This is a genomic window from Sorangium sp. So ce1335, from assembly GCF_051521615.1.
In the GTDB taxonomy this organism is placed as follows: domain Bacteria; phylum Myxococcota_A; class Polyangia; order Polyangiales; family Polyangiaceae; genus Sorangium.
In genome coordinates, this window is the sequence record NZ_CP150363.1 from 9,955,444 (window position 1) to 9,974,408 (window position 18,965).

The window sequence follows — 18,965 nt, forward strand, 5'->3', positions numbered from 1 at the left end:
GGGCCCGACGACCGCGCGCCCCCGGCGCTCCCGGGCCCGACGACCGCGCGCCTCCGGCGCGCTGGGGGGGGTTTGCGGCGGCCGCCCGCGGGCCCCTCAGAGGGGCCGCTTGAAGCACACGGCGTCGATCTTCGCGGTCATCTCGCTGCGCAGGAACTGCACCGGCTCCCACCCCTCCTGGCCGAAGCGCTTGAGGACCGGGTTCCATCCGGTGGCGTTCGTCACCTCGAGGGCCTGGCTGTCGCCGACGCGCGCCGTCTCGGCGTCCACGCATCGCAGCTCCCAGCGGGGCGGATCGGTGTTCGCGTGCACCGGCGGCACGAGGAAGCGCGGCGCGACGTACGACGCGGAGCAACCGAAGAGAAACGCGACGGCGATGGCTGTTCCGGAGCTGAGCTTCGGCATGAGCGGTCCTTTCCTGCGGGTCGACTCGCGAAAGGCGTATCGGCGCTCCGTCCGTCGCGTCAACAGGGAACGGCGCGCGCTGCGGCGCCGCGGGCGGCCGGCCTCGCGCGCGACCGCCGGGGCCGGCGCCGCGCACGCCACCTCCGACTCCATCCGCGCATAGCGGCGCCACGCAGTCCGCGCAGGCGGCGCCGCGATCGCTGCGCCTCGCCCGCGCGCCCCTGGAACACGAACACCTTGAGCGAGCGAGAAATCAACCGCCAAGACGCCAAGGACGCCAAGAAGAAGAGGACACCTTGGCGTCTTGGCGGTTCGATGATCTGCTCGCTTCGGGCGGGTTCAACCCGTTCGTCGCTAGCGCTTCCGGGCGAGCGCCTCTCGGTCCTTCACGATGAGCCGCCGGCCTGCCACGTCGAGCAGGCCCTCCTTCCGGAGCGCCCCGAGGGTCAGCGTCACCGTCTCCCGGGTCGAGCCGATCACCTGCGCGATCTCCGCGTGCGTGATCGGCGCCGAGATCAGCGTCCCGCGCGGCGTCGGCACGCCCCACCGCTCGGCCGCGTGCAGGAGGAACTCGGCGAGCCGTCCTCCCACGTTCTTGAACAGCATCGACTCGATCCGGTCCTCGGTCTCCCGCTGCCGCGCGACGAGCAGCGCGAACACCGCCGACCCGAACGCCGGGTTCTGGGCGCACAGCTCGCGGATGAGCGCGAGCGGCACCCGGACCACCTCGGCCTCGTCCATCGCGACAGCGCGCTCGGTCCGCGTCTCCAGCCCGCCGAGGCACGACTCGCCGAGCACGTCGCCCGTGCCGCGGTAGCTGAGCGGGAACGCCGTCCCCGCCGCGTTGACGCGCTCGACGCGCGCCCGCCCCCGGCCGAGCACGACGAGCGAGTCCGCGGGCGCGCCCTGCTCGAAGATCGCCGCGTCGGACTCCACCACCTCGAGCACGGCCGCCTCCGTGACCGCCTCGCGCACCGACCGGTCCGCCTGCGCGAACAGCGAAGAGAGCCGGAAGGCGCGCGCCACCCGCGCCTTCGCGGGATCAGACGCCTGGCGCCCGCCATCCGGCGCGTACTGGGAATCCAGATCGCTCACGGTAGGGAGCGGGAGCGTAATCCATCTTGCGTAGTTTGGCACACACGAAGACCCTGGCGCGCCGCCGCGCCGGGAGGTGTCCGGGCGCCGCGATCAGCGTCCGCCGCGGTCGAGCGAGACGACGATGTCCCGGTCGAGCGCGCCGTCCGCCCCGCGCGCGAACTGTTGAAAGCGCGGGTACGCGTCGGGCTGCACACGCCCCGCGGGCAGGTCGAGGAAGCGATCGAGGAGGAGCGCGTCCCCCTCGACGCGATCGTTCACCCGGACCGTGCGGCCATCATTCTCCGCTTTGAACGGAGCGAGCTTCGTCGTCACGCGCGCGCCCTGGGGGAGCTTGATCCGGAGGCGCACCTCCGAGCGGGTCGCGATCTGCTCCGACAGGTAGAGCGGCGTCTCCCGGACGGGCAGGCTGGCGAGGCTCGCCACGCGGACGCCGAAGGGCGGCGAGAGGACGAGCTCCGAGCCCTGCGCGCGCGCGAAGCTCGCGACCGAGATCTTCATCTTCAGGGTGAGCGGCCTGTCGATCTCGGCCATCTCCTTCACCTGGATCTCCTGGAGCCGCGCCCCCGGCACCATCTGCGGCAGGAGCCGCGACTCGACGGCGTCCCTGAGCTGCGCGTCGGGGAGCGACTCGAGCGCCGAGCGCAGGGCGATGGCGAGCTTGCCCTCGTAGCGCTGCTCGATGGCGAGCGAGGCCGACCCGTCCCTGGCCACCTCGGCGATGCCCTCGGTGACGACGCCGTCGTGCGCGCCGGACGCGGGCGTCACCTCGCGCGGCGCCCCGGGCCGCAGCACGATGGCCGGCTGCCCGCGCAGGGAGCTCGGCAGGTAGCCGTACGGCGCGAACTTGTCGCGCACGAACATCCAGCGGACCGCGCCCGCGCCAGGCCTCTCGCCCGTGTCGAGGCGCACGGCGATCGCGTTGAACGTCTCCGCCTCGCTCATCGGCCCGCGCGGCGGCGCGGTGAGCCTGTCGCTGACGACGCCGTAGCCGGCGTCGATCCCGAGCAGGCGGCACAGGTAGAGGAACGCCTCGGTCCGGTTGCCGCTCTTGCCGATGACGACGCGGCGGCCGTCGTTCTCGCGCCCCGCCTCCACGTTGGCGAGCACCCACCTGTAGATGCGGCGCGCCTGCTCGTCCTTCGACGGCGCGGCCCCGCCGTCGTCGCCGCCCGCGCCGCCGGCGCCCGCCGCCTTGCCGCCGCCCGCCGCCTTGCCGCCGCCCGCCGCCCCGGTCGCGCCGCCCGAGGCCGCGGCGGCGCCCGCCGCCTTGCCGCCGCCCGCCGCCGACGAGAGCGCGATGGCCCGCGCGATGCGCACGAGCCGCGGATCGCGCGGCGTCTCGTCGGCGGCCGCGTCGACCATGCGCGCGATCGTGCTCTCCAGGCGGATGCCCCAGCCGACGCGCACGTTCGGCAGGAACTCCGCCGCGGGCGCGCTGGCCGGCTCCTCCGGCAGCGCGGGGCTCTTGTCGACGCGGTAGCGGCGGGTGACGAGCGCGCCGGACTCGACGATCTCCGGCGCGGGGACCGGCCCGGAGACCTCCACGTCGAGCGGGCGGCTCTTCGGCGAGACGACGATGAACTCGCTCCGCCAGTAGGGGACCTTCTCCTCGCGGAAGAACCACCGCGGCCCCTGGAACGTGAGGCCGCCCTGGCCGTCGCCGCGCAGCACGAACAGGTTCTCGACCTCGATGTAGTCGCCCACCTCGAGGTGGGGCATCGTGACCGTGGGCTTGTCCTCGATGAACTCCGGCTCGTGGATCGACCCGTCGCGCTTGACGGTGCGGAGCTTGAGCACGAGCCCCTCGGGCACGCGCTGCTCGGCGTGCTCCTGGATCGCCTCGCGCGACTGGATCCGGATGATCTCGTGCTGGAGCATCCGCGCCGAGCCGTCCTCGTGGACCCACATGGCGGCGTAGTCGAGCACGCGCGCCGCCGTGCCCGGCATCACCTCGCCCGACGCCTCGTGCTCGGCGATCACCTTCTTCGAGTCCTGCCGGTAGGGGCTGAGCTCCGTCGTGCCCGCGAGCAGCTCGATCGCGTCGCGCAGCGCCGAGGTGTCGGCGCCGGTGCGGATCGCCTCGACGAGCGCCTTCTGGAGCGCGTCGCGCTCGCCCCGGGCGAAGCGCGCGTCGGCGAGCGCGAGCCGCGCGTCCGCGTCGTCCGGCGCCTTGGCCAGGGCGCGCTCGATCTGCTCGAGCGACTCGGCGCGCTTCCCGGCGCGGGTCAGGAGGTCGGCGATGCGCAGCGCGATGTCCTTGCGGTCGCGCCGGACGGCGCCGAGCCGCCTGAGCTCCTTGATGGCCGCCGCGTAGTCGCGCCTGTCGATGGCCCTCTCCAGCTCGATCTCCGTGTCGGGGTCGAGCGCCCGGATGCGGGCGGCGAGCGCGTCGGCCTCGGCGATGCGCCCGTCGCTGTCGTGGATGCGGAGGAGCGCGCCGAGCACCTCGACGTCGTCCGGGAAGCGCGCGGCGGCCTCCTTCACGGTGCGGACGTGCTCGACGCGCCAGCCGAGGCGCGCGTACATGGCCGCGAGCGTCTTCAGGATGTCGGGCACCTCCCGGAACCTGCCGGCGAGGGCCTCGATCGTGCGGGTGACCTCCGGCAGGCCGGCCTTGTCGGCCTCCTCGAGGGCGAGCCAGAAGCGCGGGTACCAGAGCTCCGGGTCCTTCTCCGCGGCGCGGGCGCGCACGTCCTTCACGAGGTCGCGCCCGTCGGACGCCGGGAAGATCGGGTCCTTCTCGAGGAAGAGCGCCTGCGCCGCGAGCGCGGGGCCGGTGGCGCGCGCCGGGTCGGCCACGAGCGGCTCGATCAGCACCGCGCTCACGTCGTCCTGGCCCTCGATGTGGGCGACGTGGGCGGCGAGGAACCTGGCGATCGGGTCGTTCACGTCGCGCTCGGGGCGCGGCGCGCCGTGCAGGCCGCGCGCGCGGGCGACCGTCGGCGCGGGCTGCGGCGGCACGCCGAGCGCCGTGAGGAACGGCTCGATCGGGTTCGGGTCGGGGAGGACCTCGGGCGGGAGGAGCGCGTACGGCGGCGTCGGGTCGGCGGACGATGTCACGCCGAGGGGGGTGCCGTCGGGCGCGAGCAGCCGGATGGACGTGTCGCCGCTGCCGACGCGGGCGAGGATGCGGTGCCGGCCGGGGCCGAGGCGCAGGCGCGCGCCGAAGCGGGGCCAGATGCCCCATTGCTTCGTGTCGCGGGTCAGCACCTCGACGTCGTCCACGAGGATGGCGAACGCGCCCTGGACGGCGAGGATCATCTCGCGTTCTGCGGGCAGGTCGATGAAGGTCTCGACGTAGAAGATGCCGCCGCGCGCCGCGGCGCCCGGGCTCCCGTCGGGCGCGACGGCGGAGAGCTGGCAGCCGCGGCGTTCGGCGCCGAGCACGCGGGGCGGGTCGGCGCGGCGGGGGTCGCGCGGGAACACGGGCGGCCAGGGTCCGGCGCGCTCGGCCTCGTAGCGCACGCGGTGGTCGCTCTCCGCGTTGTGCCCGAACGGCCCGGCGAAGCGGGCGTTCTCGATGCACCCGTAGCGTCGCGCCGCGACGTCGATGAGCGGCACGGCGGGCGCGGCGCCGGCGCTGCCGGCCGCGGCGGCGCGCGCCGCGGCGGCGGCCTCGTCGGGCAGGCCCTCGATGCTCCACCACTCGACGAGCTCGCCGCGCGCGCGCCAGCCGAGGTTGCCGGGGTTGTCGATCGCGCGCAGGACGGCCTCGCGCGACCTCTTCCAGAGCCCCGCGACGCTGGATCGCAGCCCGAGCAGGCGGTTCGCCGCGACCCAGCCCACGAGCGGCGCGTCCGGGTGCGCGCTCACCCGCGCGGCGTTCACGGCCTCGAGGTAGGCCGCCGCGGCGCGCGCATTGCGGCCGTGCTCCTCGTCGTCGATCGCGCGTCCGAGCGACGCGAGCATCGTCTTTGCGCCGAGCCCGTCGAGGCGCTTGCGGGCCGCCTTGACCCCTGCGGGCGTGCCGCCGGGGACGAGGAGCTCTCCGAGCAGCCAGCGGCCGACCACCTCGCTGTCGGTCGAGTGCGCGCCGGCGTCGCGGAGCGAGGCGATCGGGTCGGGCGCGCGGTTCGCGGTGGTCGCGCTGCACGCGCCGAGCGCGAGGGCCAGGGTGGCGGCGCCGGCGAGCCGGAGGAGCGCCGAGAGGGGTCGAGGAGCGCGCATCGGCTCGGTCCTTAGCGCGGCCGCCCGCGTGCGCACAGGTGGCGCGCGCCCCTCTTCCGGGGCCACCGGGTCGACCGGGGGCCGCGGTCTCCCCGGGCGTGGGGAGCGACGACCTCCTCGCCTCGCCGGCTGGAGGTCAGGCCCGGCGCAGGATCCCTCCTGAACGTCGGGCGCAGACTTGAATGTGGGGCGCCGACGTGCGCTCGGCGCCATGGTCGAGGCGTGCTCCCGGTTCGCGGCGGCCAGCGCGTGCGAAGCGGGTGAGCAGAAGCTGGCCCAGCGAGAGCGGATGCCCACCCCCGGCCCGTGCTCGGCGCTTCGCGCCTGCGCGCGGTCCGCCCCTCCGTCGAGTAGGGGCCCCCGGTTGCCCAGGGGCCCCTCTCACAGAACCGGACTTGTGGGCCTCACATCCGGCTCTTCGGGACGCCGGCGTCCGAGGTCGCCCTCGTCGTCCGGCGCCGGTGTTTCCACCCGCAGCTATCCCAGCGGCAGCGCAAGCTGCACCGGGGCGATGATGGCTCGGCCTTGCTGTTCCCTCCACTTGGCCGCCAGCGAAACGAGCCCGCGTTCGGCGAAGTACGCGTTACGCAGTCCCCGGTCCACGGGCGAGCTGTGGCTGAGCGCCCACCAGGAGCGATGCCCCTCGTAGACCTTCCACGCTGTCTTGGGCTTCACGCCGAGCCGGATGAGCCGGCGTGCGATCGTGCGCTTGCGCTTCCACTGCTTGAGCAGCAGCGCGCGCAGGCGCCGCCGGATGTGCGCGTCGAGGTTCGATAGCATCCGCGCCGCGGCCTCGGTGCAGATCCAGAAGAAGCCGATCCAGCCGAGCAGGTACGCGTTGAGCTGCAGGATGCAGTCGCGGAGCGACCTGCCCCAGTTGCGCGGCACCAGCTCGCGGATCTTTTCGTCGATGCGGGTCTTGGACCGCTTCGACAGCCTCACCTCGACCCTTCCGTCCTCCGGCTCGCGCCGCAGGCTGAAGCCGACGAAGTGTCGCTCCTCCGGTCGCGCGACCGCGCTCTTGGTCGCGTTCACCTTCAGCCGCAACCGGCTCTCGATGAAGCGGACCACGCTGGCCATCACACGCTGGCCGCTCCGCTCGCTTCGGACGTAGATGTTCACGTCGTCGGCGTAGCGGACGAAGCGGTGGCCGCGCCGTTCGAGCTCCCAATCGAGCTCGTCGAGCACGATGTTGCTGAGCAGCGGCGAAAGTGGACCGCCTTGCGGCGCCCCCTCCTCCGTGCTCACCACCACCCCGTTCGGCATGATCACCTTGGCCTTGAGCATCCTTCGGATCAGGTCGATGAGCCGTCGGTCCTTGACCCGCAGCTCAAGCCTGGCCAGCAACCGATCGTGGTGGACCCGATCGAAGAAGCTCTCCAGATCGAGATCGACCATCCACTCGTGCCCCTCCTCCAGATGCCGCACGGCATCCGCGATCGCCGTGTGGCAGCTCTTCCCCGGCCGGAAGCCATGGCTGCTCTCGTGGAACGTCGGCTCGTAATGCGGGCTGAGCACCAGGTGCACCGCCTGCTGGACGAGTCGATCGATCACGTTCGGGATGCCAAGGCCGCGCTGGCCGCCCCCTGCTTTCGGGATCCACACCCGGCGGATCAGGCCGGGTCGGTAGCTCCCTTCCAGCAGCTCGCGGCGCAGCGCCGGCAGCACGTCGCCGAGGTGCGCGCGCACCTCGTCCACGCTCTGCCGATCCGGTCCAGGGGCGCCGTCGTTCTGCGCCACCTTCTCGAACGCACGCATCAGGTTGTCCTCGGACGCCACCTCCTCCATCGTCATCGCCGACAGGGCGGGTCCCTTCGTGTTCCGAGCCTTCGGCACCGCGCGCGGCGCAGGCACGGGCCGGCCCGTGTCCACCCCGCCGTCGGCCCCTCGCGGGCTGTCGGCTGTCGCTCGGAACAGTTCGAGCTGTCCTGCCTGTTCACTGGCCGTGGTCGCCTTCCCTCCCCGCGTCGCCGCGGTTGGGGCCGCCTTTCGGCGGTCTTCCGGTACTACGCGACCATCCGACTCCTCCCGTCCCTTCACCACTTTGTCCTTTCGTTCTCCGTGGTTACCGCCCGCGGTCGCCCGTGGCGGAGGCCGGGAGGTCTCCCCGGGTAAGAGCGCGAAACTCCGTGCCGAGCCCGTCGCCTATACGCACGCCGCCCGACGGACATTTGGGCTTCGCCGCCGTTGGCCGGCTCACCCCGCGGTACGTGCGCCTCGTCAGCGCTTCGCTTTCGCTCGGTTCGGCACTGCACCTTAGACTTCCACCAGACGAGACCTCGCGGGCTCGCCCTTGTCGCTTCGGTGTTGGGTTCCTTTCCGTCTGGGTCCCAAGAGGACTTTCACCTCCAGTTCCGCGCCCATGCCGGGCGCACCAAATCGCGCGCTCCGCGCGCTCAGGGAGGGGTGCGCCGTCCGAAGATAACGGAGGGTGCATGCTCGATCTCTGGTCTGTCGTAGACGATCTCCCCCGCGTCATTCTTGCGATAGATCTGGAACACTTGGACCGCTTCGCCCGAGGCGAGCTCCACGACGGCATGGATGGCGTCCACGTCCTCCGATGCACCTCGTTCACGGACCCGTACGTCTCGATAGAGCGCGACCGCCCGGAGCTCCTCGGCCGCCGCGCGCTGCCGGAACGCGGTCGTGAGAAGCGTCCAGCCGTCAACACCGCCGTGCGGCGCCACACCGATGGCATACTTCCCGGCGGCGTCGACCGCGATCGAACCGGGGAGAAATGTTCCCTGTCCCTCCAGAGCACTCGTTGCGACGTCGAGTACCAGCCCAACGAGACGCGAGAGCTCGCCCATCCTTTCGCCATGGTCATTGCTCATAAACGACATATCCCGATTCTGATGGTTGACGGCGGCCTCGATGGAATATCGCGGGCCGCGACGCAGAGCGAATAGATCCTTCACGTCATGACGTGATATCGAGCAAGAAGAGGGCGTCGGCCCAGAGCGGCCAGAGCGTGCGGTACGGGTGCGTCGCCAGCACCACGCCGCCGCTCGGGAGGCGACGCACGTGGTAGGGAGCATGGCGCTCGATGAATTGGACGTGTTTGCGCGACGTCACGTCCACCTCGCACGTCGGCGCGCCCTCCTTCGTCGCTGCGATGGTCTCAAGGGCGGCCGATTCGACGGTGCGCCATTCCTCATCTGCCACCGCGGACGCTTCGAGTGCATCGAGCAGCGCAGCCGGTGACTCCGTGAGCGCATTGAGGACCGCTTCGCGCGAAAGCTCAGCGCCGTCCTCAACAGCGACGCGCGCTCCGCGCGGCGCGGCGTCGACGCGCGCGTGCAACACGTCCGTTGGCATTCCCGCGGAATGTACGACTTTGTCACCTTCCCGCAGGTTTACCCACGTAAGGGCGAGATCGTGTGCAACCAACGCCGCGCTGGCGTGATAGGTCGCGCACGCCTTGGTGGGCGGCCCCCAATCCGCGAATTCCGTCCAGGCGCCGGCCGTCACGCGCGCACGCGCATCCGGCGCGCAGAGGCGGACCATAAGATCTTCGAGATCCTGCTGGACCTGCATCGCCAGGATCGCCGCCTCGACCTCGACAGAGCGGGTACCGCCGAGGGCGATGCGAAGGCTCCAGGGAAGTAGATCGCTGCGATCGCCGGGGCGTGCGCATAGAGGACCGGAGGGATACCGGCGCTCCCACTCTTCGCCATTGCATTCGACAGCGAGTTCGATTGCGCTGCCGGAGTTCAGCTTCACGCCGAAGGATGCGAATACATGCGTCCCTGCGGTGAATCCTGCGCACACCGCCGCGACCGCCTCGCTGAGGGTGACCGTATCGCGCCATCGCCAGGTGCTATCTGGATGGTCGATGGACTCGATGTGGAAGCCGCACGTTCCCCCCGGGATGACGAGAGCAGACAGAGCCGCCGCGAACGCGTCAACCCTATCCGTCTCGTCACACCATGCATAGAGCCAGGGACCTGATACACTCATAACTGGACCACCATGACCAGGTTCCTAAAGTCTTCAAGCTTGATGCGCTTACCCGTGAGCGCGTCGACTAGATAGCCGCCCTTGACGATCTTGTTCTCGTTCTTGAGCGGCGCGCCCTTGGGGATGATGAACTCGATCCGCTCTACGTCGCCGGCGAGCCCTTTGTCGCTCAGTTTCTTCATCGCATTCTCGAGCTGCGTGAGTGCGTGGTCGATGTCGACCTTCCCGGTGGCACTGTCAATATCCTTCACCTCGGTCAGGGCCAGCTTGTTTCCCTTGGTCACGGTGAGAAAGTCGGGAGCCCTTCCCAAGGTCGTACTTGGAGGAGACTCCTTCGGTATGTCCAGCACCCGGCGCACTCCGTCGTCGCCGACGCCGATCAGCGCCCGCCCGTCGTCCAGCATGAACTTGGCCGCCTTCTTCTCCATCGCGTCGAGTGGCTTGCTCGTGACTGCCCCACGCAGCGTCTTGTACCAGGTGCGCCGCGGTGCGCGCAGGGCCGTGGCGACCTCCTCGCCCATCTGCGCGATCTCCTCGGCAACCCGAATCGCATCGGGCGTGAGCCCGCCGGCGCGACTGACCGCGCGCCACATCGGCCCGACCGCCCCGAGCCCGAACCCGACCCCCGAGAAGATCCGCTCCTCGTCGCTGAGCTCCTGCCCCGACGGCAGGCAGAACGCCTTCCCCGTCACCGCCTCGCACAGGTCGAGCGCCGGCCCGACCACCGGCACGAACCCCACCCCGATGCGCGTCGTCGCGTGCACCAGCGTCTGCATCACCCCCGCGTACGCCTCGACGCCTTCCCCCACCGTCGACATCGCCCCCGCGAACGCGCTGATCGTCTGGTAGAGCTGCGTCTGCTCCAGGTCGAGCGCCGGACCCGTCCACAGGTTCAGGCTGTCCTTCATCTGGTCGGCGAGCGCATCGAACCGCGGCTTCAGCACCGTGTCCACGTACAAGCGCAGGTCCGCCGGCACCGGCGAGTCCACGAACCAGTCCGACGCATCCATGTACCGCCGCACGACCGCCGTGATCCGGTTCTGCGCCTTCAGGAACGCGTTGGTCTCCGCGAGCGACACCCCCATCCGGTCGCGCAGCGCGATCTCCAGCGCCGCGCTGTTCTCTCGCCACGCCCGCACGTTCGCCACGAAGTCCGCCCGCGCGACCACCGCCCCGCCGCTCACGGCCGCCTCCAGCGCCGCGATCACCGTGTCCGCGTACGCCGCGTACGGGTCCCTCCCCTCGTCAAAAGCGCCGTCCACCTCCGCGATGTCCGGCACCTCCACCCACGGCACCTCGCTCTCCCCGAGCGCGTAGTTCCACGGGTCGTCCGGGTCCCACCCCTCGGCGCGGGCGCCCTGCGTCGCGAGATCCGCCACCTCGTCGGCCTGCGCGCCGAACTCGTCGAGCAGCCGCGCGAGCTCGCTCTCCAGGTCGCTGACGCTCTTCTTCAGGTCGTCGACGAGCTGCTGCATCGCCGCCCGCGTCTCCGCGTCGACGACGTCCTCGTACCGGTCCAGGATCGCGTCGAGGTCGGTCCGCGAGATCTCGTCCAGCGGCCGATGCACCAGATCGTGCAGCTCCAGGTCGAGCTGCCGCAAGAGGTCCATCTTCTCCCGGAGGTCCGCGACCCTGGCGGCGTCGCGGAGGAGCTCCGTCATCAGCCGGGCGATCCTGACCTCCAGCGCCGCGATGTCGCGCGCCAGCTCCGGGTTGATCTCCGCGAGGCTCAGGTCGACCGCGGTGCTGCCCTCGAAGCCGGTCCCATCGCGGCGGACATTGAAGAGGGGCTTGTTCAGGCCGAGCGGCTCCGAGACGAGGTGCACCACGTCATGCGCGTGGGTACACCAGTTGCCGCCGTTCGCGGTGTGGACCCGGAAATGGAAGTCGTTGCTGCCCACGCGGAGCAGCACCGAGTCGAACTCCGCCTCGCGCGTGTTGCTCTGGGAGCCGTCGCCGTGGCTCTGAAGCGCGCCGGGAACCCCGTAGGTGGGCAGCGGGGTCTGATTCACCTCGAACATGGCGGAGCCCTCGGTCTCCAGCTCGGGGTTCGCACACGAGCTCGGGTCATGATGGCTCCTCCAGAGCACGGTGTACGGCGTGCGGGCCCACGAAAGCGACGGCGCCAACACCGCCAGCACCGTGACGATCGCGACGAGTTTCTGGAACACCGCGACGCTCGGCCCGCGCGGCGCGACCTCCTTCGAGCCGCTCATGTCCCCTCCGCGCCGCGCACGGCGGCGTCGTACGCGACCGCAGCGCCCTTCACGTCGCCCGCGTCGAGCCGCGCCTGCGCTGCGTCGAGCGCCGCCACGGCCATCCCCTTCTCCCGCAGCGCGGCGAGGCCCGCCGCGATCATCTTCGGCAGGCCCGTCCTGAGCTCAGCCTCCGCGGCGTCGAGCTTCCCTCGAAGCGCCGCGCACCCGGCCTCGCGCCACGACGCCTCCGCCGCCTCGCAGAGCGGCCGCATCTGCACGAGCGCAAGGAGCTCCCCGTACCGCTCGGCCAGCAGCGGCAGCCCGAGCCTCTCGCTCACCGGCGGCGCCGACGACAGCGCCACCGCCCGCGCGCGCGCTCCCTCGCGGAACCGCTCCGATGCCCGCTCGCTCCGCGACCGCGCCATCGCCTCGCGCGCCCCCTCATCGCCCTGCAGCACGCGGAGCGCCTGCCGGCGCAGCGCGATGCCGCCGAGCAGCGCCGTCGCTGTCACGTCGCTCCGCGCGACGCGCCGTTGCGCATAGCCCAGCATCGCGCCCAGCGAGCGCAGCGCCCCCGACGTCAACTCCGGCACCACCGCGCCGTGCGTCGCCAGCACCTCCCTGTGCGGCGCGATCGCCTCCTCGAACGACACAGCGAGCGCCTGGATCTCCGCCGATAGCGTCATGATCTCCGCCTCGAGCTCGCCCGGCGCGCGGCTCGCCTCGCGCGCCGCCGCGAGCACCGTCTCCTCCACGCCGTCGAGGCCGTCGATCCCCGATCGCGACGCGTCCGCCGAGAGCGCCGCGTACGCCGCCGTCTCCGCCGCCTCGGTCGCGCGGTAGTCCGCGAACCGCGCCGCGACGGCCGCGTACCTGGACACGAGCGGCGCGGCATCGCTCCGGGCCTCGTCGAAGACCGCCTGCACGACCGCCATCGCCTGCTTGTCGGCCGCGAGCGGCTCCTCCTCGGCGCTCGCCTTGTCGGTCATTGCCCGCGTGAAGTTGTCGGCCGCGCGGACCGGCTCCTCCTGGAGGATCTCCTCCTGACGGCGTCTGTACGTCAGGAGCAGCCCGAGGAGCTCGCCGTGGAGGGTCGCACGGAGCGACTCGGCGTGCTTCTCCTCGTCGCGCACGTACGCAACGGCCCGATCGAGGTTGTCGAACCAGGCGCTGAGATCCGCCTCGCTCGCGACGAACGCGTCGGACACGCTGAACGGCGGCCGCGCCCACATGGAGATCGGCAGCTCGCCGTCCTCCTCGGCCTTGCTCCACGCGCTGCCCGGGCCCTCGCTCGCGTCCACGCAGCGCTCGACAACGCTGGTGTTCGCTTGCGCGCAGAACATGCCGGGCGCGTGGTCCTCGCGCGGCCACGAGCACCCTGTCGCCGTCGCGACCAGCGCCAGGGCGGCCGCGGCCGCCGCCAAGAGGGCCGCATGCCGCCTCGTTCTCCTTCGCATGCACATTCCCTCCACCCCGCGATTCTTCTCGCCCGCGCACGCTCGCCCGCTAATTACCCGGGTGCAAGCGCCCACACGAGAGCGGTAGGACATTGCTCGGCCGAGAAACACACGGAGAGCTTCCCGGCGTTCCGTCCTTGGTGAAGAGACGGCGGGGGTTGCATTGGAGGGAGCACGGGGAACGAGCACGGGAACGCGCACGCGCACGAGCACGCGGACACCGAGACGGAAGGACGGGAGACGAGAGACAGAAGACGGGGGCGATGAACGAGGGAGGGAAAACAGGTACTCCAGCGGCAGCCTCGAACACGGGCCTCACGCTGAGCGAGGCAGCAAAAACACGACGGTGGCCGAGCGAGAATGCCAGTTCCAGCCTGGCAGATTCCCATTGTACCTTCCCTCCTCATCGCCGCCGTCCGGCCATGCCGGTCGGCAGGGAGGAAGCCAGCATGGAGTACTCGAATGAAATCCTCGAGGCCACGCCGGTGCGCGCCACAAAGTTCCTGACGGGAATGGGCGCAGTCGCCGCGATTCGCACGTTGATGGCCGACGCGGGGATGGCCGACGACGATATCCTGGAGGGCCGCACGCTCCTCCTCGACGTCCTCGCCGCTCCCCGGAAGAGCAGCGCGGCGACCGATACCGCAGATGCCAGGGCGCAGCGCGCCGCGACAACGGAGCTGGACCAGTGGGACGAGCCGAACTTCGCCCGTCATGGCGCCGCGCTCCGCCGGCGATTCCCCGACGTTCACGCCTACATCTTCAACGACCTCTCACCCTCCACCGGCACCGCCGCAGTCCAGGGAGTCGCCACCTTCCTCACGCGGCTCGACGCCCTCGAGAGCGGCGCCGACCCGGACCGCGCCGGGACCAGGCAGAGCGACAAGAAGGCAGTCGCTTTCCTCGCCACCCGCGGCCTCGACAAGGCAGAACGCAAACGCCTCCAGGGCCTCGTCGACGTGGCGCTCGGCCCCACATCGCCGCTGCTCGATCAAGCCGAGCTCCCGGAGACCGCCCGCCGGCGCGAGGCGCTCTCGAAACTGCGCGGCTGGTTCGACGAGTGGTCGACCACGGCGCGCGCGGTCGTCAAGAAGCGGGGCTACCTGATCCGCCTCGGCCTGGCGAACCGCAAGGCACCCCGGCGCAAGCTGCCCACCGCGCCCGCGGAGCCCGCCGCGCCGGTCGACGACACCGATGCGACCGCACTGGAGTGATCCGGCACACAAACAAGAGCTTCCGGCGCACGCCCGAGAGCTTCCGTCGCGCTCCGGAAGCTTCCGTTACCAAAACGAAGCCCTCCGGCGCGCTCGGGAGCACGACATTTCGCGTACTTGGCGGCGTCGGCCGCCGCCCCGGCGCTGGCCGGCGCGCGGCGGAGGATGGATTTCCAGGCAAATTTCGCATCCCGGCCCGCGACGGAAGCTTCCGGCGCGCGACGGAAGCCTTCGGGACGGCAACGGAAGCCTTCGGGACGGCGGTGAAGGTCTCCACGCGCACGGCGAAGGCCATTTTCCGGCGCCATGGTCCCTCCGCGCGCGCGATCGGAGCCCCAAAGGACCGACCGGAGGCCTTCGCTGGGGTGGTGCGGTACTTACCGCAAACAGCGCCGCAGAGGATCGAACCGCCAAGACGCCAAGAACGCCAAATAATTGAGATTTCTTGGCGTCCTTGGCGCTTTGGCGGTTCCCGAAGTCCCGCACTACCTTCGCTGGCCACTCACGCGCGCAGATCGCCCCCTGAGCGGGGCCGGGTCGGCGGGCCGCCGGCCCCCGGGTCCTGGCCCGCGGCTTAGGCGCCGGCTTCGACGGCGCTGGTGACCTGGTGGAGGAGCACCGCCTGCTCGATCACCTCGGGCGGCACGCCCACGTCATCGCGTACCGCGCTCACGTCGTGGTGCTTCACCACCACGTCGTCGTGAACCGCGCCCGCGTGCTTGCGCGCGGCGCTCACCTGCTCGCCCTCGGCGCTCACCGGATGGCCCTCGGCGCTCACCTGCTCGCCCTCGGCGCTCACCTGCTCGCCCTCGGCGCCCGCCTGCTCCCCTTCAGCGCTCGGCTGCCCGCCCTCAGCGCTCGGCTGCCCGCCCTCAGCGCTCGGCTGCCCGCCCTCGGCGCTCACCGGCTCGCCGCCCTCCGCGCTCACCTGCTCGGCGCTCACCTGCTCGCCCTCGGCGCCCGCCGGCTCGCCCTCGGCGCGCACGTCCTCCCGCGCCGCGCCGGCGTCCTCCCGCGCCGCGCCGGCGTCCTCCCGCGCCGCACCGGCCTCCTCCCGCGCCGCACCGGCCTCCTCCCGCGCCGCACCGGCCTCCTCGCGCACCGCCCCGGTCTCCTCGCTCGTCGCCGCCGCCTCCGCGGCGCGCTCCGCCGCACGGCGCAGCGCCGCGATCTCCGCCTGCGCGGCGATGAGCGCCTGCTCGAGCTCGTCGTGGATCGCCTGCGGCGCGCCGGCCGCGGCGCGCGCGTCGGCGAGCTCGCGCTCGAGCTGCGCGACCTTCCAGCCCGCCGCCCGCAGGTCCGCCTCGCTCGAGGCGGCGCTCCGCGCCAGCGCGTCGAGCTGCTGCCGCAGCGCCTCCACGACGTCGCCCTGGCCGCCGGGGCCCGAGAACATCCCGCCAGGCCCGCCGCCGCCCGCCGCGTCGCCCGAGCCGCCCCGCGCGGCGGCGGACGCCTGGAAGACCGGCCCGAGCTCGTCGACGAGCTCCTTGCCGACGCGCTCGCTCTCGAGGAGCTGCGCCTTCAGCGTCGCGATGACGTGGCCCCGATCGCGGAGCGCCTCCTCCAGGCTCGCGATCTCCGCGGCCGCCGCCTCGCCCGCGTCGCGCTTCTCGAGCTCGGCGATCCGCTGCTCCTGGACGGCGACGCTCTGCTCGAGCTCCACGATCCGCGCCTCGAGCAGCAGCCGGCGCGCGTCGAGCGCGCTCCGCTCCGCCTCCAGCGCGCGGTTGTCCCGATCGAGCCGGCTCGCCCGCTCCTCCAGCCGATCGCGCTCCCGCGCGAGCTCGTCGAGCTTCGCCGCCGCCTCGCGCCGCGCGCGCTGCGCCTCCTCCAGCGCGCGCTCGCCCTCCTGCGCACGCCGCCGCGCGGCGTCCCGATCCGCCGTCGCCTTCGACAGGTCGCGCCGCGCCGCCGCGACGGCGGCCTCGAGCTCCTCCACGCGCGACGCGAGCGCCGGGTCGGGCGCCGCCGCCGCGGGCCGCGCCTCGAGCTCGGCGATGCGCGCGCGCGCGGCGTCGAGCTCGGCCGTCGCGGCGTCGAGGCGATCGCGGGCGCCGGCGATCTCCGGGCGGTTGCGGATCATGCCGAGCTCGAGCTCGACCTTGGTCCGCAGCCGCTTCTCGTCGTCGAGCTGCTTCGCGAGCCGGGTCGCGCGGTCGCGCTGGCTCCGCAGCTCCTCCTCCATGTCGCGGATCTGGTGCGTCAGGCGCTCGGCGCGGACGTGGCTGTCGCCCGCCCGGGCCTCGATCTCCCGCAGCCGCGCCGCCTTCGCCTCGAGCTCGGCCTCGGCCTCGGCGAGGCGCGCGGCCGTGGCGACCGCGCTCTCGGCGCGGGCCCCGGCGTCCTCGCGATCGCGCTGGTGCCGGGTGCGCAGCTCCGCGAGCTCGCCCCCGAGCCGCGCCGCGCGGCCCTCGGCCTCGCTGAGCGCCTCGGGCGATGCGCCCGCGCTCGCCGCCGGGAAGCCGGCGAACGGCAGCTCGATCACGGCGAACGCGTCGAGCCGCGGCAGGCGCTCGCCGGCCACGGCGATGAACCACTCCGGCTCCTCGGACCCGTCGAGGATCGACGTGTCGACGCTGACGTCGGGCTCGCCCTTCGGCGCGAACTCCGCGACCGTGTAGCCGACGAACGGCGCCTGGCCGATCATCCGCACCTGCTTGAACTGGAGCGCCACGAGGTCGTAGAGCGCGTAGTAGCCGGGCGCATCGCCGCGCCGCGCGCCCGCGGGCAGCAGCCCCCGCGCGACGTCGGGGTTCGGCGACGCGATGACGGCGGCGCCGCTCGCGGCCGTGAGGCGGCGGGCGCGCCGGAGGATCTCGGCCGGCTCGTCGAAGATCGACAGGTCGGGGATGACGAGGGTGTCGAAGGCGCCGTCGCGCACGCCGAGGTCGCCGTCGAACACGGCGAAGCTCGGGTGCGGCTGCCGCGTCGCCGCCGACCGCGCGAGCATCTCCGCGACGCGCGCCGCGTCGGGGTCGTAGGCGTGGACGAGGCGGGCTCCGCGCTGGAGCAGCCGATCGGCGAGGCCGATGGTGGCGTCACCCAGCACCGCGACCCGCCGGCCGCGCACGAGCGGCTCGAGGTAGGCGCTGAGCACCAGGGCAGGGTGCAGCGCAGCGGGGGCGGCGAGCCGCGGCGAGCCGGCGGCGGCTAGGGAGGACTCCTTCGTCATGGTTCCGTCCTCTTACGGCGCGAGCGCCCGGGAGTCCACAAAGCGCACTGCAGACTTGCAAGGCCGCGCCCGCCGCGCCGAGGCCCCCACCCGGCCGCGCCGGGGCCCCCACCCGGCCGCGCCGAGGCCCCACCCGGCCGCGCCGAGGCCCCACCCGGCCGCGCCGGGGCCCCACCCCGCCGGCGCCCCTCGCCGATGACGCTCTGCGTCTCCACGTCCGGATGTCCGCACGTCGCCCGCGAGGTGAGCTCCACTACACTCACGTGGCCCGAGGTGCGGTGAGCCGCTGGCCGCGCGTGCGGCGCGGTCAGAGGATCACGGTCTCGCAGCCGAGGAGGATCTGGATCCTCGCCACGGACGCGTCCCGCGCCGCGTCGCACGTGTCGGGGCACAGCACGAGCGCCGTCGGGGCGCTCGGGTCGTCGTAGCGCCAGCCCGGGCCGTCGCAGGCGGGGCGCTGCGGCAGGACGTCCTGCGGGGCGCCGTCGAGCCCGAACAGGACGTTGACGTCGTTGAACGCGACCTGCCCGCCGGCCACCTGGGCGGGGACCTCGATCTCGCACGGGAGCGCCTGGCCCGTCACCTTCGCGAGCGCGCTCTCGAACTCGCGGGCGATGTTCGTGGACGCGACGAGGACGGCGGCGTCGGTGCCACCCGCGGCCGCGATCTGGTTGGCGATGCTCTGGTCGACGCCCGGCAGGCCGATCACGAAGGTGCGCACCGGAGGGCGGTAGCGCGCGCCCGCCGCCGCGAGGGCCGCGAGGGCCGCCGGGTCCTCCGGGTCCGCGCCGCCGCACTGCGCCGCGGGCCCCTGCGGCTTGCCGTCGGTGACGAGCAGCACCGCGGACGCCTCGCCGGGGTTGTTCTGCGCCGTCTCGATGCCCTGGAGGAGCGCGCCGCCGAGCGCCGGATAGATGGGCGTGCTCAGGCCGTCCGGCGCCTCGGCCTCGATCGCCTCGACGATCGCGCCCGCGTTCTGCGGGAGCGGGCCGAACGGGACGAGCGGCGTCTTGTAGGCGTTCTGGTCGCACGCCGGCATGCCGTCCGCCGGGAAGAAGCGCAGCGCCACCCGCACGCCGGCGAACCGCGCGCTGCTGACGAACGCCGTCAGGCCGGCCTTCGCGCTCTCCCACTTGCTTTCCACCGCCGGGTTGTCTGTGTCCATCGAGGACGATTTATCCATCATGATGTAGAGATGGAGCGGGACGACGACCGCCTCCTCCGTGACGAGCCCGCACGCGGCGTCCGGGTCGGGGGGGACATTGATGGGTGCGTCGCCCAACAGGCCTCCATC

The 18,965-nt window shown here is 72.6% G+C and carries 11 protein-coding genes; 1 reads left to right on the forward strand and 10 read right to left on the reverse strand.

Annotated features, from left to right (window positions below; all coding sequences use genetic code 11):
* Positions 1-96 precede the first annotated feature (96 nt).
* From WMF24_RS37185 to WMF24_RS37220, 8 genes are all read right to left on the reverse strand, one after another.
* The gene (locus tag WMF24_RS37185) at positions 97-405 is read right to left on the reverse strand and encodes a hypothetical protein (protein WP_437732193.1); all 309 of its coding nucleotides are present in this window, start codon (positions 403-405) and stop codon (positions 97-99) included.
* Positions 406-759: 354 nt separating this feature from the next.
* Positions 760-1,500 (reverse strand): Crp/Fnr family transcriptional regulator, encoded by a 741-nt coding sequence (locus WMF24_RS37190; RefSeq protein ID WP_437732194.1) that lies wholly within the window; start codon positions 1,498-1,500, stop codon positions 760-762.
* Between the two features lie 93 nt (positions 1,501-1,593).
* Entirely contained in the window at positions 1,594-5,670 is a 4,077-nt protein-coding gene (locus tag WMF24_RS37195; protein ID WP_437732195.1) for a hypothetical protein, read from the reverse strand.
* A 477-nt stretch (positions 5,671-6,147) separates the two neighbouring features.
* A complete protein-coding gene (gene ltrA, locus WMF24_RS37200; RefSeq protein ID WP_437732196.1) occupies positions 6,148-7,710 on the reverse strand; it encodes a group II intron reverse transcriptase/maturase in 1,563 nt (520 codons plus the stop codon).
* Positions 7,711-8,066: 356 nt separating this feature from the next.
* Positions 8,067-8,588: a hypothetical protein gene (locus tag WMF24_RS37205; protein WP_437732197.1), complete on the reverse strand. Its 522-nt coding sequence runs from the start codon at positions 8,586-8,588 to the stop codon at positions 8,067-8,069.
* A gap of 1 nt (position 8,589) precedes the next feature.
* Positions 8,590-9,393, reverse strand: coding sequence for a hypothetical protein (locus WMF24_RS37210; RefSeq protein ID WP_437732198.1), 804 nt, complete (start codon positions 9,391-9,393; stop codon positions 8,590-8,592).
* A gap of 233 nt (positions 9,394-9,626) precedes the next feature.
* Positions 9,627-11,846: a hypothetical protein gene (locus tag WMF24_RS37215; protein ID WP_437732199.1), complete on the reverse strand. Its 2,220-nt coding sequence runs from the start codon at positions 11,844-11,846 to the stop codon at positions 9,627-9,629.
* Positions 11,843-13,285 (reverse strand): hypothetical protein, encoded by a 1,443-nt coding sequence (locus WMF24_RS37220; RefSeq protein WP_437732200.1) that lies wholly within the window; start codon positions 13,283-13,285, stop codon positions 11,843-11,845. The genes WMF24_RS37215 and WMF24_RS37220 overlap by 4 nt, the downstream gene beginning before the upstream one ends.
* A gap of 422 nt (positions 13,286-13,707) precedes the next feature.
* Here WMF24_RS37220 and WMF24_RS37225 point away from each other — a divergent pair, with 422 nt between their 5' ends.
* Positions 13,708-14,499, forward strand: a complete 792-nt coding sequence (locus tag WMF24_RS37225; protein ID WP_437732201.1) for a hypothetical protein — start codon at positions 13,708-13,710, stop codon at positions 14,497-14,499.
* Positions 14,500-15,073: 574 nt separating this feature from the next.
* Here WMF24_RS37225 and WMF24_RS37230 read toward each other — a convergent pair.
* Both WMF24_RS37230 and WMF24_RS37235 read right to left on the reverse strand, forming a co-directional pair.
* Positions 15,074-17,671, reverse strand: a complete 2,598-nt coding sequence (locus WMF24_RS37230) for a hypothetical protein (RefSeq protein ID WP_437732202.1) — start codon at positions 17,669-17,671, stop codon at positions 15,074-15,076.
* A 307-nt stretch (positions 17,672-17,978) separates the two neighbouring features.
* Positions 17,979-18,953, reverse strand: a complete 975-nt coding sequence (locus WMF24_RS37235) for a vWA domain-containing protein (protein WP_437732203.1) — start codon at positions 18,951-18,953, stop codon at positions 17,979-17,981.
* Positions 18,954-18,965 lie beyond the last annotated feature (12 nt).

Bases quoted from the DNA above. Each gene is read 5' to 3' on its own strand.
- WMF24_RS37220 (WP_437732200.1), bottom strand. From the start codon at position 13,285: ATGCGAAGGAGAACGAGGCGGCATGCGGCCCTCTTGGCGGCGGCCGCG.
- WMF24_RS37230 (WP_437732202.1), bottom strand. From the start codon at position 17,671: ATGACGAAGGAGTCCTCCCTAGCCGCCGCCGGCTCGCCGCGGCTCGCC.
- WMF24_RS37195 (WP_437732195.1), bottom strand. From the start codon at position 5,670: ATGCGCGCTCCTCGACCCCTCTCGGCGCTCCTCCGGCTCGCCGGCGCC.
- WMF24_RS37225 (WP_437732201.1), top strand. From the start codon at position 13,708: ATGCCGGTCGGCAGGGAGGAAGCCAGCATGGAGTACTCGAATGAAATC.
- WMF24_RS37185 (WP_437732193.1), bottom strand. From the start codon at position 405: ATGCCGAAGCTCAGCTCCGGAACAGCCATCGCCGTCGCGTTTCTCTTC.
- WMF24_RS37215 (WP_437732199.1), bottom strand. From the start codon at position 11,846: ATGAGCGGCTCGAAGGAGGTCGCGCCGCGCGGGCCGAGCGTCGCGGTG.